The sequence below is a fragment of the Pseudomonas chlororaphis genome, from assembly GCA_001023535.1.
GTDB lineage: Bacteria > Pseudomonadota > Gammaproteobacteria > Pseudomonadales > Pseudomonadaceae > Aquipseudomonas > Aquipseudomonas chlororaphis_E.
Map to the genome: position 1 here is coordinate 2692512 of CP011020.1, position 25581 is coordinate 2718092.

Genomic DNA, 25581 nt, shown 5'->3' on the forward strand with positions numbered 1-25581 from the left:
ACAACAGCAATGTTCGGCCTTCGTGCTTAACAGGCGCAAAAATTTTCAGGAATGTTCATTTCGAAAAAGAAACGAATAAGTAGTGCATATGAACAATGACTACACCCAAAGAGCATAGTAGCCTTCGCTGGCGCTTGAACCTGAGGAGTCTTGCATGTCCGTCCGTCGCACCAAAATCGTCGCTACCCTTGGCCCGGCCAGTCACTCGCCGGAAGTTCTCGAACAGCTGATTCTGGCTGGCCTGGACGTCGCCCGCCTGAACTTTTCCCACGGCACCCCCGACGAGCACAAGGCTCGTGCCAAGCTGGTGCGCGACCTCGCCGCCAAGCACGGCCGCTTCGTTGCCCTGCTGGGTGACCTGCAAGGCCCCAAGATCCGTATCGCCAAATTCGCCAACAAGCGCATCGAGCTGAAGATCGGTGACACCTTCACCTTCTCCACCAGCCATCCGCTGACCGAAGGCAACCAGCAGGTGGTGGGTATCGACTACCCGGACCTGGTCAAGGACTGCGGCGTGGGCGACGAGCTGCTGCTCGACGACGGTCGCGTGGTGATGCGCGTCGATACCGCCACGGCCACCGAACTGGTCTGCACCGTGATCATCGGCGGCCCGCTGTCGGACCATAAAGGCATCAACCGTCGCGGCGGTGGCCTGACGGCGCCGGCCCTGACCGAAAAAGACAAGGCCGACATCAAGCTGGCCGCGGAAATGGAAGTCGACTACCTCGCCGTGTCCTTCCCTCGTGACGCTGCCGACATGGAATATGCCCGTCAACTGCGCGACGAGGCCGGTGGCACCGCCTGGCTGGTGGCGAAGATCGAACGCGCCGAAGCCGTGGCCGACGACGACACCCTCGACGGCCTGATCAAGGCATCCGACGCCGTGATGGTGGCCCGTGGCGACCTCGGCGTGGAAATCGGTGACGCCGAGCTGGTGGGCATCCAGAAGAAAATCATCCTGCACGCACGCCGCCACAACAAAGCGGTGATCGTGGCGACCCAGATGATGGAGTCGATGATCCAGAACCCGATGCCGACCCGCGCCGAAGTCTCCGACGTAGCCAACGCCGTGCTCGACTACACGGACGCCGTGATGCTCTCGGCCGAAAGCGCCGCCGGCCTCTACCCGCTCGAAGCGGTGCAGGCCATGGCCCGTATCTGCCTGGGCGCCGAGAAGCACCCGACCAGCAAGACCTCCAGCCACCGCATCGGCAAGACCTTCGAGCGGTGTGACGAGAGCATCGCCCTGGCGACGATGTACACCGCCAACCACTTCCCGGGCGTGAAGGCGATCATCGCCCTGACCGAAAGTGGCTACACCCCGCTGATCATGTCGCGCATCCGTTCCTCGGTGCCGATCTACGCGTTCTCCCCCCATCGCGAAACCCAGGCCCGTGCCGCCATGTTCCGTGGCGTCTACACCGTGCCCTTCGACCCGGCCGCCCTGCAACCGGGCGAAGTCAGCCAGGCGGCGGTGGATGAACTGGTCAAGCGCGGCGTGGTGCAGACCGGCGATTGGGTGATCCTGACCAAAGGCGACAGCTACCACACCATCGGCGGCACCAACGGGATGAAAATCCTCCATGTTGGCGACCCGATGGTCTGAGTGACCGGCTGAAAAACAAAAGCCCTGCCATGTGAATGGCGGGGCTTTTTGGTTTTCGGCCTTGGAAATATGTCGCTCCCACTGGCGTTTTCGCGAGCAAGCTCGCTCCCACAAAGGTTATGCATACGCAGGCTTTTGTGGGAGCGAGCTTGCTCGCGAAGGCGTCGACCCAGGCGCCGGAGAGCTCAACGCCGCTCGATAAACCCCGACAACGCCGCCATCGCTTCCGGCGAGCGCAGTCGCTGGATGAACAAGGCACCCTCCTCCTCGATCGCCCGGCGCAACGATTCGCGACCCGGTGCCTTCATCAACTGCTTGCTGATGCGCACGGCTTCAGGCGGCAGCGACTCGAACCTCAGCCCCACCTCACGCGCCTTGGCCAAGGCCGCGTCCCCCGTGTCCAACGCCTCGGTGGCCAGGCCCCAGGCGACCGCCTGTTCACCACTGAAGCCCTCGCCCAGCAACAACAATTGCGCCGCCCTGGCCTGGCCCAGCAATCGCGGCAGGATCAGGCTGGAGCCGAACTCCGGACACAGCCCCAGGTTGACGAACGGCATCCGCAGCCGCGCATCCCGGCTGACGTAGACCAGGTCGCAATGCAGCAACAGCGTGGTGCCGATGCCGACCGCCGGCCCAGCGACGGCGGCAATCACCGGCTTGCGGCACTCCAGCAGGGCGAGCATGAACTGGAACACCGGGTTATCGAGATCGTCCGGCGGCTGTTCGAGGAAGTCGACGATGTCGTTACCGGCGGTGAAGCAGTCGCTGGAACCGGTCAGCAGGACCGCGCGAATCTTCGGGTCGGCGTCGGCCGTCGCCAGGGCCTGGGCCAATTGACTGTACATGGCCCGGGTCAGGGCGTTTTTCTTGTCCGCACGGTTCAGCCGCATCGTCAGCAAGCCGCGCTCGCGGTCAAGTAACAGGGTTTCGCTCATGGTCGGTCTCGCGTCTGGAAATCAGCGCTCAACCACGGGGCAGGAAGACGTCGGCCAGCAGTTGATTGCGCGGCAGGCCGGCCAGGTACAGGCGCTTGGCAAAGGCCTCGACCCGGTCGGGATGGCCGCAGAGTAAGGCTTGGGTTTGCCGGGAAACAAGCCGCAGTTGCGTCAACACGGATGGCGCCTCGGTCGCGGTCAGAAGCTCCACGTCCAGGTTTGCATGCTTGGACGCCAGTGCGGCCAAGGGTTTGGCCAAATAGTGCCCGGCTTCATCATGAGCCACGTGAATAAGGCGGATGGCGCCCTGGTGATGCTGGCGCAAGGCTTCGCGAAGCAGGCCGAACAGCGGCGCCAGCCCGGTGCCGGCGGCGAGCAACCAGAGCGGCTTGTCGGTCCAGTCGGGGTCATAGTGCAGGGCGCCGCCACGCAGTTCGCCGAGGCGGATCGGGTCACCGACCTTCAACTGTCGAGCCGCATCGACAAACTGGCCGGGCTCGCGACAATCAAGGTGAAACTCCAGGAAACGGTCTTCCTCCGGCAGGCTCGCCAGGGAATACGGCCGTGCCACCTCGCCGGCCCACAGCACCAGGTGCTGGCCGGCACGGTAGCGCAGTGGTCGCTCGGGGGTGATCCGCAGGCGCAACACATCGGCGCCCAGCCAATCCACCGCCGCTACCTGAGCCGCGCGACCGTCGCGTTGCGGGTCGAAGGTGTGGACCTGCACATCCTCGACCACCTGGCACTGACAGGCCAGCCGCCAGCCCTGATCACGCTGGGTCGGGCTCAGGGCATCGGGCCGGCTGTCACGCACATCGCCGCTCAGGCATTGCACCAGGCACGCATGGCAACTGCCCGCCCGGCAACTGTAGGGCACCGCCACACCGGACGCATTCAATGCGTCCAACAGGTTACTGCCCACCGCCACCGTCCATTGCCGGCCAGCGACTGTCAGTTCAGGCATCGACGCTCTCCCAAGCGGCAGCGCAACGATTGCGGCCGTCTCGCTTGGCACGGTACAGGGCCTGGTCGGCGCGTTGCAACGCGTTGTCCAGGTCATCGCCCATTTCCAGCATCGTCATGCCCGCCGACAAGCTCAGCGCCCCGACCTGCAGCCCGACCAACTCGACCTCGGTGAACGCCAGGCGCAATCGCTCGCAGCAGGCCGTCAGACGCGACGGGTCGCAGGCAGGCAGGAGCATGACGAACTCCTCGCCGCCGTAACGGGCCAGCACATCGCCTTCGCGCAGGCAGGCCGTGGCGACACTGGCGAACGCTTGGAGCACCTGGTCGCCGGCGGCGTGGCCGTGCAGATCGTTGATGCGCTTGAAATGGTCGAGGTCGATCAACGCCAGGCCATGGGCAACGCCGGGCCGCAGGGTGTTGAGCTCGCGGGACGCCAGGCGCAGGAAATGCCGGCGGTTGAACAACCCGGTGAGCTCATCGGTGGCCACCAGGTCTTCGAGCTGGCGCATCATGCCGCGCAACGTGTCCTGGTGCGCCTGCAAGGCAAACCGTCGCTGGCGCATGCGCTGGCGCGAGGTCTGGACGTAGCGCGCGTAGAACACCAGCCACACCAGCACCATGAACAGCACGCACACCTGCAACCCGGCCAGCGTGGGGTCGGGGAGCCGGAAGAAATAGCCATCCCAGAGGGTAATGCCGGTAAAGCTGAAGAACACCAGCATCGCGCAGCGCACGAAGACCCGGCGTGTCAGGTGGAACAGGCCGAACAGCAGGATGAGCACGTAGAACACCAGGAACACGCCTCGGGCCTGGTCCAGGTGCGCCATCATCCAGGTCTGCCAGCCGAGGCCGATCAACACTTGTATTTCGGTCAGGCTGGGGTCCGCGAAGCGCAGGTTGCGACCGGTGATGAACAACGCGAACAACCCTGCCTGGCACACCACCACGAGCAAGCTGCCGATGACGACACCGCGCAACGAATCGAGGTAGTGACCACTGAAAAATGCCAGCCACAACAACACCAGTGCCAGCGCGTAAGTCGCAGCCGCCAGAGCGAAGCGTTTCAGCAAAAGACGTTGGATGGCGTTATGGGTCAATCGTTGACTCACCATGGGAAAGAGAAACTGACAGGAGGCGTCCTACGCTACAGGCCAGACGCCACTTTAGTGGCGTGCAGGCCAAATGACCATTCAATTCTGGAGCAGAAAAATGGCGTCAAAGCAATGGCCTAGATTGACGCATTTGTTTGCTGCCCCCTCGCCACAGGTTTTCTCCCACACACCTGTTCAATCCGTCGCTATCGCGAGCAAGCTCCCCCACAGGGTGCCTGCCTGCGATATACTGCCGCGCCTTTTTAGCGTCGCGCCAGCATGCCCGACGAAAGCTTCGAGCCCCAAGCGGCAAGCTGCAAGCTGTGCGTATTGCTTCAACTTGCCGCTTGAAGCTCCAAGCTTGAAGCTGCCCCATAGAATGTTCCCGTCTTTTAGAGGAGCGCGACTCATGACCGTGATCAAGCAAGACGACCTGATTCAGAGCGTTGCCGACGCCCTGCAATTCATTTCCTACTACCACCCCGTGGACTTCATCCAGGCGATGCACGAGGCCTACCTGCGCGAAGAATCGCCGGCGGCCCGTGACTCCATGGCGCAGATCCTGATCAACTCGCGCATGTGCGCCACCGGCCACCGGCCGATCTGCCAGGACACCGGCATCGTGACCGTGTTCGTGCGCGTGGGCATGGACGTGCGTTGGGATGGCGCGACCATGAGCCTGGACGACATGATCAACGAGGGCGTACGTCGCGCCTACAACCTGCCGGAAAACGTCCTGCGCGCATCGATCCTCGCCGACCCGGCAGGCGCCCGCAAGAACACCAAGGACAACACGCCAGCGGTCATCCACTACTCCATCGTCCCGGGCAACACCGTGGAAGTGGACGTGGCGGCCAAGGGCGGCGGCTCCGAGAACAAGTCCAAGATGGCCATGCTCAACCCGTCCGACTCCATCGTCGACTGGGTACTCAAGACCGTTCCGACCATGGGTGCCGGCTGGTGCCCGCCGGGCATGCTGGGCATCGGCATCGGCGGTACCGCCGAGAAAGCCGCCGTCATGGCCAAGGAAGTGTTGATGGAATCCATCGACATCCACGAGCTGAAGGCGCGCGGCCCGCAGAATCGCATCGAAGAAATGCGCCTGGAGCTGTTCGAGAAGGTCAACCAGCTGGGCATCGGCGCCCAGGGCCTGGGTGGCCTGACCACCGTGCTCGACGTGAAGATCATGGACTACCCGACCCACGCCGCCTCCCTGCCGGTGTGCATGATCCCCAACTGCGCCGCCACCCGTCACGCCCACTTCGTGCTCGACGGCTCGGGCCCGGCGGAGCTGGAAGCGCCACCGCTGGACGCCTACCCGGAAATCGTCTGGGAAGCCGGCCCTTCGGCTCGCCGCGTTAACCTCGATACCCTGACCCCGGAAGAAGTGCAGAGCTGGAAGCCGGGCGAAACCGTGCTGCTCAACGGCAAGATGCTCACCGGTCGCGACGCGGCGCACAAGCGCATGGTCGAGATGCTGAACAAAGGTGAAACCTTGCCGGTGGACCTCAAGGGCCGCTTCATCTACTACGTCGGCCCGGTCGACCCGGTGGGTGACGAAGTCGTGGGCCCGGCAGGCCCGACCACCGCCACGCGGATGGACAAGTTCACCCGCCAGATCCTCGAACAGACCGGCCTGCTGGGCATGATCGGCAAATCCGAGCGCGGTCCGACCGCCATCGAAGCGATCAAGGACAACAAGGCCGTGTACCTGATGGCCGTCGGCGGCGCCGCTTACCTGGTGGCCCAGGCGATCCGCAAATCCAAGGTCCTGGCGTTCGCCGAGCTGGGCATGGAAGCGATCTACGAGTTCGAGGTCAAGGACATGCCGGTGACGGTCGCCGTGGACAGCCAGGGTGAGTCGGTGCACATCACCGGCCCGGCCATCTGGCAAAAGAAAATCAGCGACAGCCTGGCGGTAGAAGTGCAGTAACACGCCCTTCGATGCGCTGAAAAAGGCCGGTGAGCTCAATGCCCACCGGCCTTTTTCGTACCCGGATACCGCCTTGAACCCTGTGGGAGCGGGCTTGCTCGCGAAGGCGGTGCATCAGTGGACATCGTGGTTAACCGCTACACCGCCTTCGCGAGCAAGCCCACTCCCACAAGGGTTTTTGGTTGTCTGCGAAAACGGTGTTCAAGCCATGCTATGGTGCCCGCCCGACTTTCAATCTGTTCACGCCAGCATGTTGCCAACCACCCGCACCTTGCGCCTGTCGCTGTACACCTTGCTGATCCTTGCCGGCGCGGCAGTCGCCGCCACCCTCGCCATGCGCCACGCCGAGCGTGCCGCCCTGGAAGAGGACGCTCACCGAGCGAGCCAGCAATTGGCGCTGTACGCCAACTCCCTGCACACCCTGATCGAACGCTACCGCGCCCTGCCCGCCGTGCTGGCGCTGGACCCCGAGTTGCGCTCGGCCCTCAAGGGGCCGGTCGAGGGCGCGCAGCAGGACGCCTTGAATCGCAAGCTGGAGCAGATCAACGGTGCCGCCCAATCGTCCACCTTGGAGTTGCTCGACCATAACGGCCTGGCCGTCGCGGCCAGCAACTGGCAACTGCCCAGCAGCTATGTCGGACACAACTACGGGTTCCGGCCCTACTTCATCCAGACCCGCACCCAGGGCACCGGGCGCTTTTATGCGGTGGGCGTCACCAGCGGCATACCGGGCTATTTCCTCTCCAGCGCGGTGACCGGCGACCACGGCGAATTCCTCGGCGCCATGGTGGTGAAACTGGAGTTTCCAGAGCTTGAACGCGAATGGCGCCAGGGCAGCGACACCCTGCTGGTCAGTGATGCCCGGGGTATCGTGTTCATCGCCAATCGGCCGGGCTGGCGCTATCGCCACTTGCAGCCGTTGACCGACAGCGACCGCGCCGAACTCAAGACTACCCGCCAGTACGACAAGCAACCGCTGCAACCGTTGGCCATCGAATCGCTACGACGCTTTGACGACAACAGCCATCTGGCCCGTGTCGCCGCCCCCAACGGCACTGCCGACTACCTTTGGGAGTCCCTGCCGTTGAGCGCCGAAGGCTGGACGCTGCACCTGCTGCGCCACCCGCAGATCGCCTTCGAGGACCTGCGCAACGCCGGGCTTGCCGCCGCCGGATCATGGCTGGCGCTGGTGTTCCTGCTGCTGTTTCTCAACCAGCGCTGGCGCCTGGCCAAACTTCGCCAGCGCAGTCGCGAAGAGCTTGAGCGGCTGGTGGAAGTCCGTACCCGAGACCTGCGCACGGCCCAGGACGGCCTGGTGCAATCGGCCAAGCTGGCGGCCCTGGGGCAGATGTCCGCGGCCCTGGCCCACGAGATCAACCAGCCACTGACCGCCCAGCGCATGCAACTGGCCACGTTGCGCCTGCTGCTGGACCATGGCCGGGTCGACGATGCCTATAAGGCCCTCAAGCCGGTGGACGACATGCTGACCCGCATGGCCGCCCTCACCGGCCACCTGAAAACCTTCGCCCGCAAGAGCCCCAGCGGCCTGCGCGAACGGCTCGACCTGGCGGCGGTGGTGGACCAGGCCCTGCAATTGCTGGACACCCGTCTACGGGACGAACAGGTCAGCACCGTGCTGCACCTGACGCGTCCGGCATGGGTGCGTGGCGATGCGATCCGCCTCGAACAGGTATTGATCAACCTTCTGCGCAACGCCCTCGACGCCATGGCCGGGCAGCCCCTCAAGCGCCTGGAAGTACGCCTGGAGGCCGATGAACAACTGTGGCGCCTGTGCGTGAGCGACAGCGGCTGCGGGATCGCCGAGGAGCACCTGGCCCAGGTGTTCGACCCGTTCTTCACCACCAAGGCAGTGGGCGACGGCCTGGGGCTGGGGCTGGCGGTGTCGTTTGCGATCATTCATGAGTCGGGTGGGCGCCTGACAGCGGACAACCATGAACACGGCGCGGTATTCTGCGTGACCTTGCCCATCGACCAGGAGGCGCAGTTGCATGCTTGATTCAGTCATGGTCGTGGATGACGAAGGCAGCATCCGCAGTGCCGTCGAGCAATGGTTGAGCCTGTCGGGGTTCCAGGTGCAGTTGTTCAGTCGCGCCGAAGACTGCCTGGCGCAATTGCCGGAGCACTACCCCGGGGTGATCCTCAGCGATGTGCGCATGCCCGGCCTCAGCGGCCTGGAACTGCTGGCCGAAGTGCGCCGCCGCGACCCGGACCTGCCAGTGATCCTGTTGACCGGCCACGGTGACGTGCCGATGGCCGTGGAAGCCATGCGCGACGGCGCCTACGACTTCCTGGAAAAGCCCTTCAGCCCCGAAGCCCTGCTCGGCAGCCTGCGCCGGGCCCTGGACAAGCGCACCCTGGTCCTGGAGAACCGTCGCCTGCACGAACAGGCCGACGCCAGGGCCCGCCTCGACGGGACGCTGCTGGGCGTGTCCCGCGCCTTGCAGAACCTGCGCCGCCAGGTGCTGGACTTGGCCGCGTTGCCGGTCAACGTCCTGATCCGCGGCGAAACCGGCAGCGGCAAGGAATTGGTCGCCCGTTGCCTGCACGACTTCGGCCCGAGGGCGAGCAAGCCTTTTGTCGCACTGAATTGCGCGGCCATTCCCGAACCGTTGTTCGAGGCGGAGCTGTTCGGCCATGAAAGCGGCGCGTTCACCGGCGCCCAGGGCAAGCGTATCGGCAAGCTCGAATACGCTCACGGCGGCACGTTGTTCCTCGATGAAATCGAGAGCATGCCCCTGGCCCAGCAGGTCAAGCTGCTGCGGGTGCTGCAGGAACAGAAGCTCGAACGGCTGGGCTCGAACCAGAGCATCCACGTCGACCTGCGGATCATCGCCGCGACCAAGCCCGACCTGTTGGATGAGGCCCGGGCCGGGCGCTTTCGCGAAGACCTTGCCTATCGCCTGAACATCGCCGAGCTGCGCTTGCCACCGCTACGGGAACGGCGCGAGGACATCCCGCTGCTGTTCGAACACTTCACCCACAGCGCCGCCGAGCGCCTGGGCCGCACCGCCGCGCCCCTGAGCGGCCCGCAGTTGAATCACCTGCTCAGCCATGCCTGGCCGGGCAACGTGCGTGAACTGGCCAACGTCGCCGAACGCCAGGTACTGGGGCTGGACCAGCCGCACACCCTGGACAGCGAGCCCGGGCAGTCACTGGCCGCCCAGCAGGAGGCCTTCGAAGCCCAATGCCTGCGCGCCGCCCTGACACGGCACAAGGGCGACGTGAAAGCGGTGCTCGAAGAGTTGCAACTGCCGCGCCGCACCTTCAATGAAAAGCTGCAGCGCCATGGGTTGAACCGGGAAATGTTTTTGCAGGACAACTGATGGCAGGTCGACCGGGCCGACGCCTTCGCGAGCAAGCTCGCGCCCACATTGGACTGTGTACACAGCTTCCTGTGGGAGCGAGCTTGCTCGCGAAGCGGGTTAACTGGAACAGAACATCCCCGGTACTGGCGTAATACCGTTCACTTGAGGTTCATCACTTATCGTGGCGAGGGAGCTTGCTCCCGCTGGAACGCGCAGCGGTCCCAACCTTTTAGGGCTGCTACGCAGCCCAGCGGGAGCAAGCTCCCTCGCCACGGAGCGGTGACGTCCTTATACGGTACTAGCGGCGATGCGCCCAACGCTGGCGCAGCCACTCCAGGTCTTCAGGGCGGGTGATCTCCCACATTGGACTGTGTACACAGCTTCCTGGGGGAGCGAGCTTGCTCGCGAAGCGGGTTAACTGGAACAGAACATCCCCGGTACTGGCGTGATGCTGTTCACTTGAGGTTCATCACTTGTCGTGGCGAGGGAGCTTGCTCCCGCTGGAGCGCGCAGCGGTCCCAAGCTCTTGGGGCTGCTACGCAGCCCAGCGGGAGCAAGCTCCCTCGCCACGGAGCGGTGACGTCCTTATACGGGACTAGCGGCGATGCGCCCAACGCTGGCGCAGCCACTCCAGGTCTTCAGGGCGGGTGATCTCCCACATTGGACTGTGTACACAGCTTCCTGTGGGAGCGAGCTTGCTCGCGAAGCGGGTTAACTGGAACAGAACATCCCCGGTACTGGCGTAATACCGTTCACTTGAGGTTCATCACTTATCGTGGCGAGGGAGCTTGCTCCCGCTGGAACGCGCAGCGGTCCCAACCTTTTAGGGCTGCTACGCAGCCCAGCGGGAGCAAGCTCCCTCGCCACGGAGCGGTGACGTCCTTATACGGTACTAACGGCGATGCACCCAACGCTGGCGCAGCCACTCCAGGTCTTCAGGGCGGGTGATCTTGATGTTGTCGGAACGCCCCTCGATCAAGCGAGGCGCCTGCCCCGCCCACTCCATGGCCGAAGCTTCATCGGTAATGAGCGCATCCGCCACCAGGCTGTCGGCAAGGGCCCGGTGCAGCGCGCCGAGGCGAAACATCTGGGGCGTGTAGGCTTGCCAGATCACGCTGCGATCCACGGTTTCCACTACGCGGCCGTGTTTGTCGACGCGCTTTAAGGTGTCCCGGGCCGGAACCGCCAGCAGGCCCCCGACCGGATCGTTCACCAACTCGCCGAGCAAGGTGTCCAGGTCATCGCGGGACAGGTTGGGCCGCGCCGCATCGTGCACCAGCACCCAGTCATGATCGTCGGCGCCCTGCCCGTGCAGATGCAACAAGGCATTGAGCACGGAGTCCGCACGCTGCTCGCCGCCGTCCACGCGCTGGATGCGCGGATCGCTGGCGCAAGCCAGGCTCGGCCAGTAGGGATCATCATGGGCAATGCTCACCACCACGCCCTTGACGGTGGGGTGATCGAGGAAACAGCCAAGGCTGTGTTCAAGAATTGTGCGTCCACCCAGTTGCAGGTACTGCTTGGGTCGGTCCGCGGCCATCCGGGCACCCACGCCCGCGGCAGGAATCACGGCCCAGAAGGCCGGCAAACGAATACTCATTGGGCCAACTGGTAGAGGGTTTCACCCTCCTTGACCATGCCCAATTCATGGCGAGCCCGCTCTTCGACGGTCTCCATGCCTTTTTTCAACTCTGTGACTTCGGCGTCCATTACCCGATTACGCTCCAGCAACGCCTCGTTTTCGGCATGCTGGTCGGCAATCTGCTGAGTCAGGTCGGCCACTTGCGCCAGGCTGCCATTACCCACCCAGAGGCGGTACTGCAAGCCGGCCAGCAACAGGAGCAAGACAAGAAACAACCAATTGGGACTGCGCATCGAATATCAGTATCCAGTGAAAAAAGACCGCCATGCCAAACTTTGCAGCGTCTGATAGCACGAAGCCTGGAAAACCCAGGCTTGTGCTTGATAAGGCATCAGATTAGAGGGAAAAGCGCCGCATGGGCGACTTTTCCGACATAACCCGCTGTCTTTTTACCATCTACCGCTTAACCGCGAAACTCGGCGCGACCGTTGTACTTGGCCTTGCCGTTCAACTGCTCTTCGATACGCAGCAGTTGGTTGTACTTGGAAACGCGGTCGGAACGGCACAGCGAACCGGTCTTGATCTGGCCTGCCGCGGTGCCCACGGCCAGGTCGGCAATGGTCGAATCTTCGGTTTCACCGGAACGGTGGGAGATCACGGCGGTGTAGCCGGCGGCCTTGGCCATCTGGATGGCTTCCAGGGTTTCGGTCAGGGTGCCGATCTGGTTGAACTTGATCAGGATCGAGTTGGCGATCTTCTTGTCGATGCCTTCCTTCAGGATCTTGGTGTTGGTCACGAACAGGTCGTCACCCACCAGCTGGGTCTTCTCGCCGATCTTGTCGGTGAGGATCTTCCAGCCCGCCCAATCGGACTCGTCCAGGCCGTCTTCGATGGAGATGATCGGATAGCGCTCGGTCAGGCCCTTGAGGTAGTCGGCGAAACCTTCGGCGGTGAACACCTGGCCTTCGCCGGACAGGTTGTACTTGCCGTCTTCGAAGAACTCACTGGCGGCGCAGTCCAGGGCCAGGGTCACGTCGGTGCCCAGCGTGTAGCCGGCGTTGGCCACGGCTTCGGAGATCACTTTCAGCGCGTCTTCGTTGGACGCCAGGTTCGGGGCGAAACCACCTTCGTCGCCAACGGCGGTGCTCAGGCCACGGGCCTTCAGCACAGCCTTGAGGTGATGGAAAATCTCGGTGCCCATGCGCAGGCCTTCGGAGAAGGACTTGGCGCCCACCGGCTGCACCATGAACTCCTGGATGTCGACGTTGTTGTCGGCATGTTCGCCGCCGTTGATGATGTTCATCATCGGCACCGGCATCGAATAGACGCCCGGCGTACCGTTGAGGTTGGCGATGTGGGCGTACAGTGGCAGGTCCTGGTCCTGGGCGGCGGCCTTGGCGGCAGCCAGGGACACGGCGAGGATCGCGTTGGCGCCCAGGGTAGCTTTGTTCTCGGTACCGTCGAGCTTGATCATCGCCTGATCGAGGGCTTTCTGGTCGGCAGGGTCCTTGCCCAGCAACAGGTCACGGATCGGACCGTTGATGTTGGCGACGGCTTTCAGCACGCCCTTGCCCAGGTAACGGCCCTTGTCGCCATCACGCAGCTCCAGCGCTTCGCGCGAGCCAGTGGAAGCACCGGACGGCGCGCAGGCGCTGCCGATGATGCCGTTGTCGAGAAGCACGTCCGCTTCAACAGTGGGGTTGCCACGGGAGTCGAGAACCTCACGACCTTTGATGTCGACGATTTTTGCCATTGTTGTAAACACTCCAAAGTTGACTAGAACGTTGCAGAAAACTTGCTCACCCTCAGCTGCGATTCAGCCAAAAGAGACCGAATGGGAGCGCTTCGCACTCCAGCGGGAGCAAGCTCCCTCGCCACAAGAGCACGGCTTGTCGGCGATGGGGGCCTCAAGGGCGCCATCGCTGGCAAACCATGCTCCCACAAGAGCAGTGCGGCCCACAGGCCAGAGCGATAAACGAGCGGTACTTTACCGGAGAAAACCGCCTTACGCGGTTTCTATCGTCGCAAAACCCTTGACCAGCTCGTCCAACGCCTTGAGCTGAGACAGGAATGGTTCCAGCTTGTTCAAGCGCAGGGCGCAAGGACCGTCGCACTTGGCGTTGTCCGGGTCCGGGTGGGCTTCCAGGAACAGGCCCGCCAGGGACTGGCTCATGCCCGCCTTGGCCAGGTCCGTGACCTGGGCACGACGACCACCGGCGGAGTCGGAACGGCCGCCAGGCATCTGCAAGGCGTGCGTCACGTCGAAGAACACCGGGTATTCGAACTGCTTCATGATGCCAAAGCCGAGCATGTCCACCACCAGGTTGTTGTAGCCGAAGCTCGAACCCCGCTCGCAGAGGATCAACTGGTCATTGCCGGCCTCCTCGCACTTGCTCAGGATGTGTTTCATTTCCTGGGGCGCGAGGAACTGGGCCTTCTTGATGTTGATCACCGCGCCGGTCTTGGCCATCGCGACCACCAGGTCGGTCTGGCGCGACAGGAAGGCCGGCAGTTGGATGATGTCGCAGACCTCGGCCACGACCGCCGCCTGGGCAGGCTCGTGGACGTCGGTGATGATCGGCACGCCGAAGGCTTGCTTGATGTCCTGGAAGATCCGCATGCCCTCTTCCAGGCCCGGGCCACGGTAGGAAGTCACGGACGAACGGTTGGCCTTGTCGAAGCTGGCCTTGAAGACGTAGGGGATCCCCAGTTTCTGGGTGACCTTGACGTACTCCTCGCAGACCTGCATCGCCATGTCACGGCTTTCCAGCACGTTCATGCCGCCGAACAGCACCATGGGCTTGTCGTTGGCAATCTCGATGTCACCGACGCGGATGATCTTCTGGGCCATCGTCTTATGCCTTTTTCTGGTGTTGGGCCAAAGCGGCTTTCACAAAACCGCTGAACAGCGGATGACCGTCCCGTGGCGTCGAGGTGAACTCGGGGTGGAACTGGCAAGCCACGAACCATGGGTGATCCGGCGACTCGACCACCTCGACCAGCGCGCCGTCACCGGAGCGGCCGGAGATCTTCAGGCCAGCCTCGATCAGTTGCGGCAGCAGGTTGTTGTTCACTTCGTAGCGATGGCGGTGACGCTCGACGATCACGTCCTTGGCGTAGCACTCGTGCACCAGGGAACCGGCTTCGAGCAGGCATTCCTGGGCACCGAGGCGCATGGTGCCGCCCAGGTCGGAAGATTCGGTGCGCACTTCAACGGCGCCGGTGGCGTCTTCCCACTCGGTGATCAGGCCCACGACCGGGTGGCCGCTGGCGCGATCGAATTCGGTGGAGTTGGCGTCTTTCCAGCCCAGCACGTTACGGGCGAACTCGATGACCGCCACTTGCATGCCCAGGCAGATCCCCAGGTAAGGCACCTTGTTTTCGCGAGCGTATTGCACGGCGGTGATCTTGCCTTCCACGCCCCGCAGGCCGAAGCCGCCCGGCACGAGGATCGCGTCGGCGCCTTCGAGCAGGCCAGTGCCCTGGTTCTCGATGTCTTCGGAATCGATGTAGCGCAGGTTGACCTTGGTGCGGTTGCTGATACCGGCGTGGCTCATCGCTTCGATCAGCGACTTGTAGGCGTCCAGCAGCTCCATGTACTTGCCGACCATGGCGATGGTGACTTCGTGCTCAGGGTTGAGCTTGGCATCGACCACGGCGTCCCACTCGGACAGGTCGGCACCGGCGCACTGCAGGCCGAAACGCTCGACGACGAAATCGTCCAGGCCCTGGGAGTGCAGGATGCCGGGGATCTTGTAGATGGTGTCGGCGTCTTCCAGGCCGATCACCGCACGCTCTTCAACGTTGGTGAACTGGGCGATCTTGCGACGCGACGACAGGTCGATCGGGTGATCGGAGCGGCAGATCAGCACGTCCGGTTGCAGACCGATGGAGCGCAGCTCCTTGACCGAGTGCTGGGTTGGCTTGGTCTTGGTTTCGCCAGCGGTGGCGATGTACGGGACCAGGGTCAGGTGCATCAACATCGCGCGCTTGGCGCCGATTTCGAAACGCAACTGGCGGATGGCCTCGAGGAACGGCTGGGACTCGATGTCGCCCACGGTGCCGCCGATCTCGACCATCGCCACGTCGGCGTCGCCAGCACCCTTGATGATGCGGCGCTTGATTTCGTCGGTGATGTGCGGGATGACCTGGATGGTCGCGCCCAGGTAGTCACCACGACGCTCCTTGCGCAGCACGTGCTCGTAGACGCGGCCGGTGGTGAAGTTGTTGTTCTGGGTCATGGTCGTGCGGATGAACCGCTCGTAGTGGCCCAGGTCCAGGTCGGTCTCGGCGCCGTCATGGGTGACGAACACTTCACCGTGCTGGAACGGGCTCATGGTGCCCGGGTCGACGTTGATGTACGGGTCCAGCTTGAGCATGGTGACCTTAAGTCCCCGCGCCTCCAGGATGGCCGCCAATGAAGCCGAGGCAATGCCTTTCCCCAATGAAGAAACAACACCGCCCGTGACGAATATGTAGCGCGTCATGAAAAACCCTAGAAGTCTGCGTTAAAGCGGTCCGAGCCGCCGGGGAAAGCGAAGGAAGGCCGAAGCCCCCGATCACCTGCATTAATCACAGTGCACCTTTCAAAAAAACCGCCGCGTTGGGACAGACCGGAAGTGAAATCACCGGTACGTTGCTCGCTACACATTTTTTGGAATCGCCCAGCAAAGACTGCTTGGTAATCGGCAACTCCTGCAATTCAGGCGAATCCACAGAAGTTGTATCAAGAAGGGAGCGTAGTCTACCGGAAAGCCCCTTTCAGCTCAAACCCCGATCTTGGCTTCCTGGCTGCCAGACCAATTGCCAACTGCCATCTGCCGCGCAGTCGAGCCCGCCCAGATTAGCCACCGCCAGCAATCGCTGGCCCTGGTACAGCAGCGGCAATCGGCCGCGAACGAAGGCCGGCACCGCGCGCTCATTGAGCAAACGCTTGAGGTCGCGATGCCCACGGCCCGGCAATTGCAGCACCTCGCCACCTTGACGATAGCGGATCCACAGGGGCCCCGCCGGCCGCTGGCCGTTGAGCGTGACCCGGCCATTGCCCGGCAAGTACAACGCGGCCGTGGGATCCGGCCATTGAACAGCGCCGGCGACCGGGCGCAGCCAGTGGTCGGATAACCACCAGGCTCGCCCGCCACCACGGTGTAACTCACCTCCGGCCAGGCGCCAGATCGGCCGGGCGTCGTGCGCCGCATCGCGCAACGCGTCCCAGCCGGACCAGTGATCGCTGTCGGGCAACAGGGTCAGCGCCGCCAGCCAATGGCTCAATGCGTTGCGCTGGCGCGCCGCAGACAGGGCCTGCAAGGGCGCCAGTTCAAGCGACGGCACACCCAGCCAGTCGAACGCGTCCGGGCTCGCGGCAGCGGCCAGGTCGAGCCGCGCCAGGTCGCTCAGCAAATCCTGGGCTTCGCTCATGTGTGCGGCGCTGCGAGCCAGGCTCATGGACGCCCGAGGCCAGTGCTCGGCCAGCAGCGGAAACACCCGCCGGCGCAAGTAATTGCGCGAATACCGCAGGTCGTCGTTGGAGGGGTCCTCGATCCAGTTCAAGCCCTGCTGCGTCGCGTAGGCCTCCAACGCCGCCCGGGATACCTCGAGCAGCGGGCGCAACAAATACCCGTGCCCGAGGGGACGCTGCCGGGGCATCGCCGACAAACCGCGCACGCCCGCCCCGCGCAGCAAGCGGAACAACAGGGTTTCGGCCTGATCATCCTGGTGCTGGGCGGTGAGCAGCACTTCGTCGGCCTGGAGCGTTGCAGCAAAGGCCGCGTAGCGCGCCTCCCGGGCAGCGCGTTCGAGGCTGGCACCCAGGCAAACCTCAACGCTCACCACGTGCAACGGCACGCCCAGTGCCTCACACACCCGACGGCAATGTTCCGGCCAGGCATCGGCCGCAGCCTGGAGCCCGTGATGGACGTGCAGCGCCCGGATCGGGGGCAGGGTGTGATGTTTGGACAGCGAAACGAGCAGGTGCAGCAGCACGGTGGAGTCGAGGCCGCCGGAGAAGGCGATGTGCCAGGCGGTAGCGTTGCGCCAGGGGGACAGTTGGGTGAGGAGCCCGGTGGGGAGATCAATCCTGGATTGATTCATAGGAATTGGCCTTCACACAAATCAATGTGGGAGCGAGCTTGCTCGCGATGACGGTGTATCAATCAACTTATCTGTTGAAGGTAAACCGCTATCGCGAGCAAGCCCGCTCCCACAGGGTACTGCCGTCAGATCAGAGACCGTAGCTCATCAGACGATCGTAGCGACGGGTCAGCAATGTGTCGTGGTCGAGTTTCTTCAGCATCGACAATTGCGAACTCAGTTCGGCACGAATCAGCGCGGCGGCAGCGGCCGGGTCGCGGTGGGCGCCGCCCACGGGCTCGTTGATCACCTTGTCCACGATGCCCAGGCCCTTGAGGCGCTCGGCGGTGATGCCCATGGCTTCAGCGGCGTCCGGGGCCTTCTCGGCGGTTTTCCACAGGATCGAGGCGCAGCCTTCCGGCGAGATCACCGCGTAGGTGGAATATTGCAGCATGTTCAGCTGGTCGCAGACACCAATGGCCAGCGCACCACCGGAACCGCCTTCGCCGATGACGGTGGCGATGATCGGGGTTTTCAGGCGTGCCATGACCCGCAGGTTCCAGGCGATCGCTTCGCTCTGGTTGCGCTCCTCGGCGTCGATGCCCGGGTAGGCGCCCGGCGTGTCGATGAAGGTCAGGATCGGCATCTTGAAGCGCTCGGCCATTTCCATCAGGCGGCAAGCCTTGCGGTAGCCTTCAGGACGCGGCATGCCGAAGTTGCGACGCACCTTCTCGCGCACTTCACGGCCCTTCTGATGGCCGATGACCATCACCGGCTGGTCTTCCAGGCGAGCCACACCGCCCACGATCGCGGCGTCGTCGGAGAAGTGACGGTCGCCGTGCAGTTCGTCGAACTCGGTGAAGATGTGCTCGATGTAGTCCAGGGTGTAGGGACGACGCGGATGACGCGCCAGGCGCGCGATCTGCCAGCTGGTCAGCTTGCCGAAGATGTCTTCGGTCAGCGTACGGCTCTTGTCCTGCAGACGAGAGATTTCATCGCCGATATTCAGCGAATTGTCATTACCGACCAAGCGCAACTCTTCGATCTTGGCTTGCAGGTCGGCGATCGGCTGTTCGAAATCTAGAAAATTCGGGTTCATAGGCGTCCGTCTTGGGTCGACGTCCAAGAGAGCTTGGGCCGGCCGGTTGTCTATTCGCGCCTACCTTAAGGGAGAGGCGCGTTCAGGTCGAGATTAAAAATCCGGGTCGAGATCAGGGGGCACTCGGGTTTGCGAGGTGGCCCCTGGCCGTCAACGGTATTGGAGGAAGACGTTGTCTTTGCCGAACTGGTCACGCAAGGCTTGAATCAACGCATCCGCCGGGTCGATCCGCCAGCCCTCGCCAAACTGCAACACCGCCTTGGCGTCGGGCCGCATGTACTCCATGGTGATCGGACAGGCGCCGCGATGGCGCTTGAACAATTCGCCCAGCCAGCGCAACTGGTCGCCCTTGAGGTCCTGGGTCTGCAGCTTCAGGCGCAGGCTCTCGGCCAGGTTGGTCCGAGCGTCCTCCATGCTCATCACCCGCTTGACCCGCAGCCGCAGACCACCGGAGAAGTCATCGTTGCTGACCTCGCCTTCGACCACCACCATCGCGTCGGTCTGCAACAGCGATTGGGCCGAATGGAATGCATCGGCGAACAAGGAGGCCTCGATACGCCCGGAGCGGTCGTCGAGGGTGATGAAGCCCATCTTGTCGCCCTTTTTGTTCTTCATCACCCGCAGGGCAATGATCATACCGGCGACGGTCTGGGTGTCCCGGGCCGGCTTGAGGTCGATGATGCGCTGACGGGCAAAACGGCGGATCTCGCCTTCATACTCGTCGATCGGGTGCCCGGTGAGGTACAGGCCCAAGGTGTCTTTTTCACCCTTGAGGCGTTCCTTGAGGGTCAGTTCCTTGGCCTTGCGATGATTGCCGTAGACGTCGGCGTCCTCCTCGACGAACAGCCCGCCAAACAGGTCGGCGTGGCCACTGTCGTGGGTGCGGGCGGTCTGTTCGGCCGCCTTGATGGCTTCTTCCATGGCCGCCAGCAACACCGCGCGGTTGCGGTCGATGTTGGCCTGGTAGGCCTTGGGTTCATCATGGAAATAGGGGCCGAGCCGGTCCAGCGCGCCGCTGCGGATCAAGCCATCGAGGGTGCGCTTGTTGATGCGCTTGAGGTCGACCCGGGCGCAGAAGTCGAACAGGTCCTTGAACGGCCCGTCCTGGCGCGCCTCGGTGATCGCTTCCACCGGCCCCTCGCCCACGCCCTTGATCGCGCCAAGGCCGTAGATGATGCGGCCCTCTTCGTTCACCGTGAACTTGAACTCCGAGGCGTTCACGTCCGGCGCGTCGAGGCGCAGCTTCATGGTCCGTACTTCTTCGATCAAGGTCACGACCTTGTCGGTGTTGTGCATATCCGCCGAGAGCACGGCGGCCATGAACGGCGCCGGGTAATGCGCCTTCAGCCAGGCGGTCTGGTACGACACCAGGCCGTACGCGGCGGAGTGGGATTTGTTGAAGCCGTAACCAGCGAATTTTTCCACCAGGTCGAAGATGTTACCGGCCAGGTCCGCATCAATGCCGTTGTTCGCACAACCTTCGATGAAGCCGCCGCGCTGCTTGGCCATTTCCTCGGGCTTTTTCTTACCCATCGCCCGACGCAGCATGTCCGCGCCGCCAAGGGTGTAGCCGGCCATCACCTGGGCGATCTGCATCACCTGTTCCTGGTACAGGATGATGCCGTAGGTCGGTGCCAGCACCGGCTTGAGGCCGTCGTACTGGTAGTCCGGGTGCGGGTAGGCCAGTTCGGCGCGACCGTGCTTACGGTTGATGAAGTCGTCCACCATGCCCGATTGCAGCGGCCCCGGACGGAACAGGGCCACCAGTGCGATCAAGTCTTCCAGGCAGTCGGGCTTGAGCTTTTTGATCAGCTCCTTCATGCCCCGGGATTCAAGCTGGAACACCGCCGTGGTTTCGGCTTTCTGCAACAGGCTGTAGGTCGGTTTGTCGTCCAACGGAATGAACGCGATGTCCAGCGGTTCTTCGCCGGCCTTGGCCCGGTCGCGGTTGATGGTCTTCAGCGCCCAGTCGATGATGGTCAGGGTCCGCAGGCCGAGGAAGTCGAACTTCACCAGGCCCGCCGCCTCGACGTCATCCTTGTCGAACTGGGTGACCAGGCCGTCGCCCTCTTCATCGCAATAAATCGGCGAGAAGTCGGTCAGCTTGGTCGGCGCGATGACCACGCCACCGGCGTGCTTGCCGACGTTACGCACCACGCCTTCGAGCTTGCGGGCCATCTCCCAGATTTCCGCGGCCTCTTCGTCGACCTTGATGAAGTCCCGCAGGATCTCTTCCTGCTCGTAGGCTTTTTCCAGGGTCATGCCGACTTCGAACGGGATCATTTTCGACAAGCGGTCCGCCAGGCCGTAGGACTTGCCTTGCACCCGCGCCACGTCCCGCACCACCGCCTTGGCGGCCATGGAACCGAAGGTGATGATCTGGCTCACCGCGTTGCGGCCGTACTTCTCGGCCACGTAGTCGATCACCCGGTCGCGACCGTCCATGCAGAAGTCGACGTCGAAGTCGGGCATGGAGACCCGTTCCGGGTTGAGGAAACGTTCGAAGAGCAGGTCATATTCCAGCGGGTCGAGGTCGGTGATCTTCTGCACGTAGGCCACCAGCGACCCGGCACCCGACCCCCGGCCCGGACCGACCGGCACGCCGTTGTTCTTGGCCCACTGGATGAAGTCCATCACGATCAGGAAGTAACCGGGGAAGCCCATCTGGATGATGATATCCAGCTCGAAATTCAGCCGGTCGATGTAGACCTGGCGCTTGGCTTCGTAATCCTCGGTGGTGTCCTTGGGCAACAGGACGCTGAGGCGCTCTTCCAGGCCATCAAACGACACCTTGCGGAAATATTCGTCGATGGTCATGCCATCGGGAATCGGGAAGTTGGGCAGAAAGTGCTTGCCCAGCTTGACCTCGATGTTGCAACGCTTGGCGATCTCGACGGTGTTTTCCAGCGCCTCAGGCAGGTCGCTGAACAACTCGGCCATTTCCTCGGCGCTCTTGAGGTATTGCTGGTCGCTGTAGTTCTTCGAGCGGCGCGGGTCGTCAAGGGCACGGCCTTCGCCGATGCAGACGCGGGTTTCGTGGGCCTCGAAATCCTCCGGCTTGATAAAGCGCACGTCGTTGGTGGCCACCAGCGGCGCGCCGAGCTTGTCGGCCAGGGCCACGGCGGCGTGCAGGTGCTCTTCGTCATTGGGCCGATTGGTGCGCTGCACCTCGATGTAGAAGCGATCGGGAAACACCGCCATCCAGTCCCGGGCCAATGCCTCGGCCTCCTCGGGGTTGCCGCTGAGCAGGGCCAAGCCGATCTCACCCTCCTTGGCCGCCGACAGCATGATCAGGCCTTCGCTGGCCTCGGCCACCCACTCGCGTTCGATGATGATCGAACCGTTGCGCTGGCCATCGATGAAGCCCCGGGAAATCAGCTCGGTGAGGTTGCGATACCCCACCGCATTCATGACCAGCAGGCTGATGCGGCTCAACGGCGCATCCGGGTCCTTGTTCGACAACCACAGGTCGGCACCGCAGATCGGCTTGATCCCGGCGCCCATGGAGGCCTTGTAGAACTTGACCAGCGAACACATGTTGTTCTGGTCGGTGACCGCCACGGCAGGCATGTTCATGCCCACCAGGGTCTTGACCAGTGGCTTGATCCGCACCAGACCGTCGACCAGGGAATATTCAGTGTGCAGGCGTAGATGAACGAATGAAGCCGGCATAGTGATCCTGCGTTAAGTCATGAAAACAACAAGGCCCGGATTGTACCGGGCCTGGGGTAAAACATCAGCCATGAGTGTCCGACCTTGAACATACGAACACGGCCTTTGTGGCGAGGGGATTTATCCCCGCTGGGGCGCGAAGCGGCCCTTAAACCTGACAACCCGTTGCGTCTGACAGACTTCGGGACTGCTTCCCAGTCCAACGGGGATAAATCCCCTCGCCACAAAAGCAGCGTTTGTCTCAAGAAACAGGGTACTGACTGTTTATGATCAACCCTTCACGCGCCTCATAAGCCAGCCGCACCGGAGCGAACGAGCGCCGGTGGATCGGCGTTGGCCCGAGGCGTGCCAAGGCTTCCAGGTGCACGGGGGTCGGGTAGCCCTTGTGGCCGCCGATGCCGTAGCCCGGATAAATCAGTTCGAAGGCGCTCATTTCCCGATCGCGGCTGACCTTGGCCAGAATCGATGCGGCCGCGATGGCGGGCACCTTCGCGTCGCCCTGGACCACCGCCTCGGCGCGCATCGACAGTTTCGGGCAGCGATTGCCGTCGATCATCGCCAGCTTCGGCGTGATGTGCAGGCCCTGCACCGCGCGCTGCATGGCCAACATGGTAGCGTGGAGGATGTTCAGCTCATCGATCTCTTCGACCTCGGCCCGGGCAATGCACCAGCTCAGGGCTTTCTCGCAAATCTCGTCGTAGAGCTTTTCGCGACGGGCCTCGGTGAGCTTCTTGGAATCGTTGAGGCCCAGGATCGGCCGGTTCGGATCGAGAATGACCGCGGCCGTTACCACGGCGCCGCACAACGGGCCACGGCCCACCTCGTCGACACCGGCGACCAATTCTTCCACTTCGGCGACCAGATTGAAGTCCAGGCCCATCTGCAGTTTCGAGTGGCTCATGATTGTGCGCCGATCAGGGTCAGCACCGCGTCAGCCGCCTGATTGGAGGCGTCGCGGCGCAGGGTCCGGTGGATTTCGTCGAAGCCGCGGGTCTGCTCCTCGCCGCCGTCGATCAACGGCGCAAGTGTATTGGCCAGGGCGTCGGCCGTGGCCTCGTCCTGCAGCAACTCCGGCACCAGCAGGCGCTGGGCCAACAGGTTCGGCAGGGACACGTAGGGGCTCTTGACCATGCGCTTGAGGATCCAGAACGTCAGCGGCGCCAGGCGATAGGCAACCACCATCGGGCGTTTGTACAGCAACGCCTCAAGGGTAGCAGTGCCGGAGGCAATCAACACGGCGTCACAGGCAGCCAGCGCGTCATGGGAGCGACCGTCGAGCAGCGTGACCGGCAGATCGCGCCCCGCCAGCAGCGCTTCAAGCTGCTCCCGGCGCTGCGGGCTGGCGCACGGCAGGACAAAACGCACGTCGGGGCGCATCGCCCGGAGGCGTTCGGCGGCGTCGAAAAACAAGCCACCCAGCCGACTCACTTCACCGCCACGGCTGCCGGGCATCAATGCCACCAGCGGCCCATCGACCAGGCCCAGCGCCTGGCGAGCCGCCTGGCGATCGGCCTGCAGGGGAATGGTGTCGGCCAGGGTATGCCCGACAAACCGCACCGGCACGCCCTTCTCTTCGTAGAAGCGGGCTTCGAACGGCAGCAGCGTCAACATCAGGTCGCAGCCTTCGCGAATCTTGAGCACCCGCTTCTGCCGCCAGGCCCAGACCGACGGGCTGACGTAATGCACGGTCTTGATCCCGGCCTGACGCAACTTGAGCTCGATGTTGAGGGTGAAATCCGGGGCGTCGATGCCGATGAACACATCCGGCTTTTCGTCGATCAGGGTCTCGATCAGCTTCTTGCGCCGGGCCAGCAACTCTCGAAGGCGCCCGAGCACCTCCACCAGCCCCATCACCGACAGGCGTTCCATCGGAAAATAGGAGACCAGCCCTTCGGCCTGCATCAACGGGCCGCCAACCCCCATGAATTCCACCGCGGGATGCTGCGCCTTGAGCGCACGCATCAGACCGGCGCCCAGAATGTCGCCGGAAGCCTCTCCGGCCACCAGCGCAATACGCAGATTAGCCATGGTTAACGGGTGATGCCGCGAGTCGAAGACTGGATGGAATCGCGGAACGTCGCGACTTCCGGGTACTGCGCCGAGGCCTCGGCCAGTTCGGCGAGTGCCTGCTCGACGGTCAGGCCCTGGCGATACACGACCTTGTAGGCACGCCGCAACGCGGTGATCGCCTCTTCGCTGAAGCCCCGACGGCGCATGCCCTCGAAGTTCATGCTGCGGGCTTCGGCCGGGTTGCCGAACACCGTGACATAGGCGGGAACGTCCTTGCCAATGGCCGTGCCCATGCCGGAGAAGCTGTGGGCGCCGATGTGGCAGTACTGGTGCACCAGGGTAAAACCGGAGAGGATCGCCCAGTCATCCACGTGCACATGACCGGCCAACGCGGTGTTGTTGACCAGGATGCAATGGTTGCCGATCACGCTGTCATGGCCGATGTGGGCGTAGGCCATGATCAGGTTGTGGTCGCCCAGGGTCGTTTCGGAGCGATCCTGGATGGTACCGCGGTGAATGGTCACGCCTTCGCGGATCACGTTGTGATCGCCGATGACCAGGCGGGTTTCTTCACCTTTGTACTTGAGATCGGGCGTGTCCTCGCCTACCGAGGAAAACTGGTAGATGCGATTGTGACGGCCGATCCGGGTCGGCCCCTTGAGAATTACGTGGGGGCCGATCACCGTACCCTCGCCGATTTCCACACCTGCGCCGATGATCGACCACGGGCCGACCTCGACATCGGCGGCCAGGACGGCCGTCGGATCGATGATTGCGCGAGGGTCAATCAAACTCATAGCTTGCGTTCCGCACAGATGATTTCAGCGGAGCAGACTGGCTTGCCGTCGACCGAAGCCTGGCATTCGAACTTCCAGATCTGGCGCTTGCAACTGATGAACTTGGCTTCGAGGATCAACTGATCGCCCGGAGTGACCGGCTGGCGGAAACGCAGCTTGTCGGAGCCCACGAAGTAGTAGAGCGTGCCGTCGGCAGGCTTTACGTCGAGCATTTTGAAACCAAGGATCCCGGCAGCCTGGGCCATCGCCTCGATGATCAGCACGCCCGGCATGATTGGGTGCGCGGGGAAGTGACCATTGAAGAACGGCTCGTTGATGCTGACATTCTTGTAGGCGCGAATGCGCTTGCCTTCAACATCCAGGTCCACCACCCGGTCCACCAGCAGGAACGGGTAACGGTGAGGCAGGTATTCGCGAATCTCGTTGATGTCCATCATTTCGGGAGGAAGCCTATGTAAAGATTGGGAGCGCACGGGCAACGCGCACTCCGCTAGC

20 protein-coding genes are annotated in these 25581 nt (G+C 63.2%); 4 read left to right on the plus strand and 16 right to left on the minus strand.

Annotated features, from left to right (window positions below; translation table 11 throughout):
* The first annotated feature begins 154 nt into the window (after positions 1-154).
* Positions 155-1606 (plus strand): pyruvate kinase, encoded by a 1452-nt coding sequence (locus tag VM99_11865; protein AKJ98723.1) that lies wholly within the window; start codon positions 155-157, stop codon positions 1604-1606.
* A 185-nt stretch (positions 1607-1791) separates the two neighbouring features.
* On the opposite strand, the gene VM99_11870 is transcribed toward VM99_11865, so the two are convergent.
* The 4 genes from VM99_11870 to VM99_11885 form a co-directional block, all read right to left on the minus strand.
* Positions 1792-2541, minus strand: a complete 750-nt coding sequence (locus tag VM99_11870; protein ID AKJ98724.1) for an enoyl-CoA hydratase — start codon at positions 2539-2541, stop codon at positions 1792-1794.
* Positions 2542-2569: 28 nt separating this feature from the next.
* Positions 2570-3505, minus strand: a complete 936-nt coding sequence (locus VM99_11875) for a hypothetical protein (protein ID AKJ98725.1) — start codon at positions 3503-3505, stop codon at positions 2570-2572.
* Positions 3498-4604: a DeoR faimly transcriptional regulator gene (locus VM99_11880; GenBank protein AKK01738.1), complete on the minus strand. Its 1107-nt coding sequence runs from the start codon at positions 4602-4604 to the stop codon at positions 3498-3500. The genes VM99_11875 and VM99_11880 overlap by 8 nt, the downstream gene beginning before the upstream one ends.
* A 189-nt stretch (positions 4605-4793) precedes the next feature.
* A complete protein-coding gene (locus tag VM99_11885; GenBank protein AKJ98726.1) occupies positions 4794-5009 on the minus strand; it encodes a hypothetical protein in 216 nt (71 codons plus the stop codon).
* On the opposite strand from VM99_11885, the gene VM99_11890 reads away from it, so the two are divergent.
* From VM99_11890 to VM99_11900, 3 genes are all read left to right on the plus strand, one after another.
* Complete coding sequence (locus VM99_11890; protein AKJ98727.1) at positions 5008-6531, plus strand: fumarate hydratase; 1524 nt, start codon at positions 5008-5010, stop codon at positions 6529-6531. The genes VM99_11885 and VM99_11890 overlap by 2 nt on opposite strands.
* Before the next feature lie 250 nt (positions 6532-6781).
* Positions 6782-8548 (plus strand): cytochrome C biogenesis protein CcmE, encoded by a 1767-nt coding sequence (locus VM99_11895; protein AKJ98728.1) that lies wholly within the window; start codon positions 6782-6784, stop codon positions 8546-8548.
* Positions 8541-9875, plus strand: a complete 1335-nt coding sequence (locus VM99_11900; GenBank protein AKJ98729.1) for a C4-dicarboxylate ABC transporter — start codon at positions 8541-8543, stop codon at positions 9873-9875. The genes VM99_11895 and VM99_11900 overlap by 8 nt, the downstream gene beginning before the upstream one ends.
* Before the next feature lie 874 nt (positions 9876-10749).
* Here VM99_11900 and ispD read toward each other — a convergent pair.
* The 12 genes from ispD to VM99_11960 all read right to left on the minus strand — a co-directional run bounded on the left by ispD (position 10750) and on the right by VM99_11960 (position 25523).
* Positions 10750-11457, minus strand: a complete 708-nt coding sequence (gene ispD, locus VM99_11905) for a 2-C-methyl-D-erythritol 4-phosphate cytidylyltransferase (GenBank protein AKJ98730.1) — start codon at positions 11455-11457, stop codon at positions 10750-10752.
* Entirely contained in the window at positions 11454-11732 is a 279-nt protein-coding gene (locus VM99_11910; GenBank protein ID AKJ98731.1) for a cell division protein FtsB, read from the minus strand. The genes ispD and VM99_11910 overlap by 4 nt, the downstream gene beginning before the upstream one ends.
* Positions 11733-11902: 170 nt before the next feature.
* Complete coding sequence (eno, locus tag VM99_11915) at positions 11903-13192, minus strand: enolase (GenBank protein ID AKJ98732.1); 1290 nt, start codon at positions 13190-13192, stop codon at positions 11903-11905.
* Between the two features lie 252 nt (positions 13193-13444).
* The gene (locus VM99_11920; protein ID AKJ98733.1) at positions 13445-14290 is read right to left on the minus strand and encodes a 2-dehydro-3-deoxyphosphooctonate aldolase; all 846 of its coding nucleotides are present in this window, start codon (positions 14288-14290) and stop codon (positions 13445-13447) included.
* 4 nt (positions 14291-14294) lie between these two features.
* Positions 14295-15926, minus strand: a complete 1632-nt coding sequence (gene pyrG, locus VM99_11925) for a CTP synthetase (protein AKJ98734.1) — start codon at positions 15924-15926, stop codon at positions 14295-14297.
* 274 nt (positions 15927-16200) lie between these two features.
* Positions 16201-17529, minus strand: coding sequence for a tRNA(Ile)-lysidine synthetase (locus VM99_11930; protein ID AKJ98735.1), 1329 nt, complete (start codon positions 17527-17529; stop codon positions 16201-16203).
* Positions 17530-17659: 130 nt separating this feature from the next.
* Complete coding sequence (locus VM99_11935; protein ID AKJ98736.1) at positions 17660-18607, minus strand: acetyl-CoA carboxylase subunit alpha; 948 nt, start codon at positions 18605-18607, stop codon at positions 17660-17662.
* 150 nt (positions 18608-18757) lie between these two features.
* Positions 18758-22279, minus strand: a complete 3522-nt coding sequence (locus tag VM99_11940; GenBank protein AKJ98737.1) for a DNA polymerase III subunit alpha — start codon at positions 22277-22279, stop codon at positions 18758-18760.
* Between the two features lie 241 nt (positions 22280-22520).
* On the minus strand, positions 22521-23180 hold the full coding sequence (rnhB, locus tag VM99_11945; GenBank protein AKJ98738.1) for a ribonuclease HII: 660 nt from the start codon (positions 23178-23180) through the stop codon (positions 22521-22523).
* Positions 23177-24307 carry a lipid-A-disaccharide synthase gene (locus VM99_11950; protein ID AKJ98739.1) on the minus strand — a complete coding sequence of 377 codons (1131 nt, stop codon included), beginning with the start codon at positions 24305-24307 and terminating at the stop codon, positions 23177-23179. The genes rnhB and VM99_11950 overlap by 4 nt, the downstream gene beginning before the upstream one ends.
* A gap of 2 nt (positions 24308-24309) precedes the next feature.
* Positions 24310-25086, minus strand: coding sequence for a UDP-N-acetylglucosamine acyltransferase (locus VM99_11955; GenBank protein AKJ98740.1), 777 nt, complete (start codon positions 25084-25086; stop codon positions 24310-24312).
* Positions 25083-25523 carry a 3-hydroxyacyl-ACP dehydratase gene (locus tag VM99_11960; protein ID AKJ98741.1) on the minus strand — a complete coding sequence of 147 codons (441 nt, stop codon included), beginning with the start codon at positions 25521-25523 and terminating at the stop codon, positions 25083-25085. Before VM99_11960 ends, VM99_11955 begins: the two co-directional genes overlap by 4 nt.
* Positions 25524-25581 lie beyond the last annotated feature (58 nt).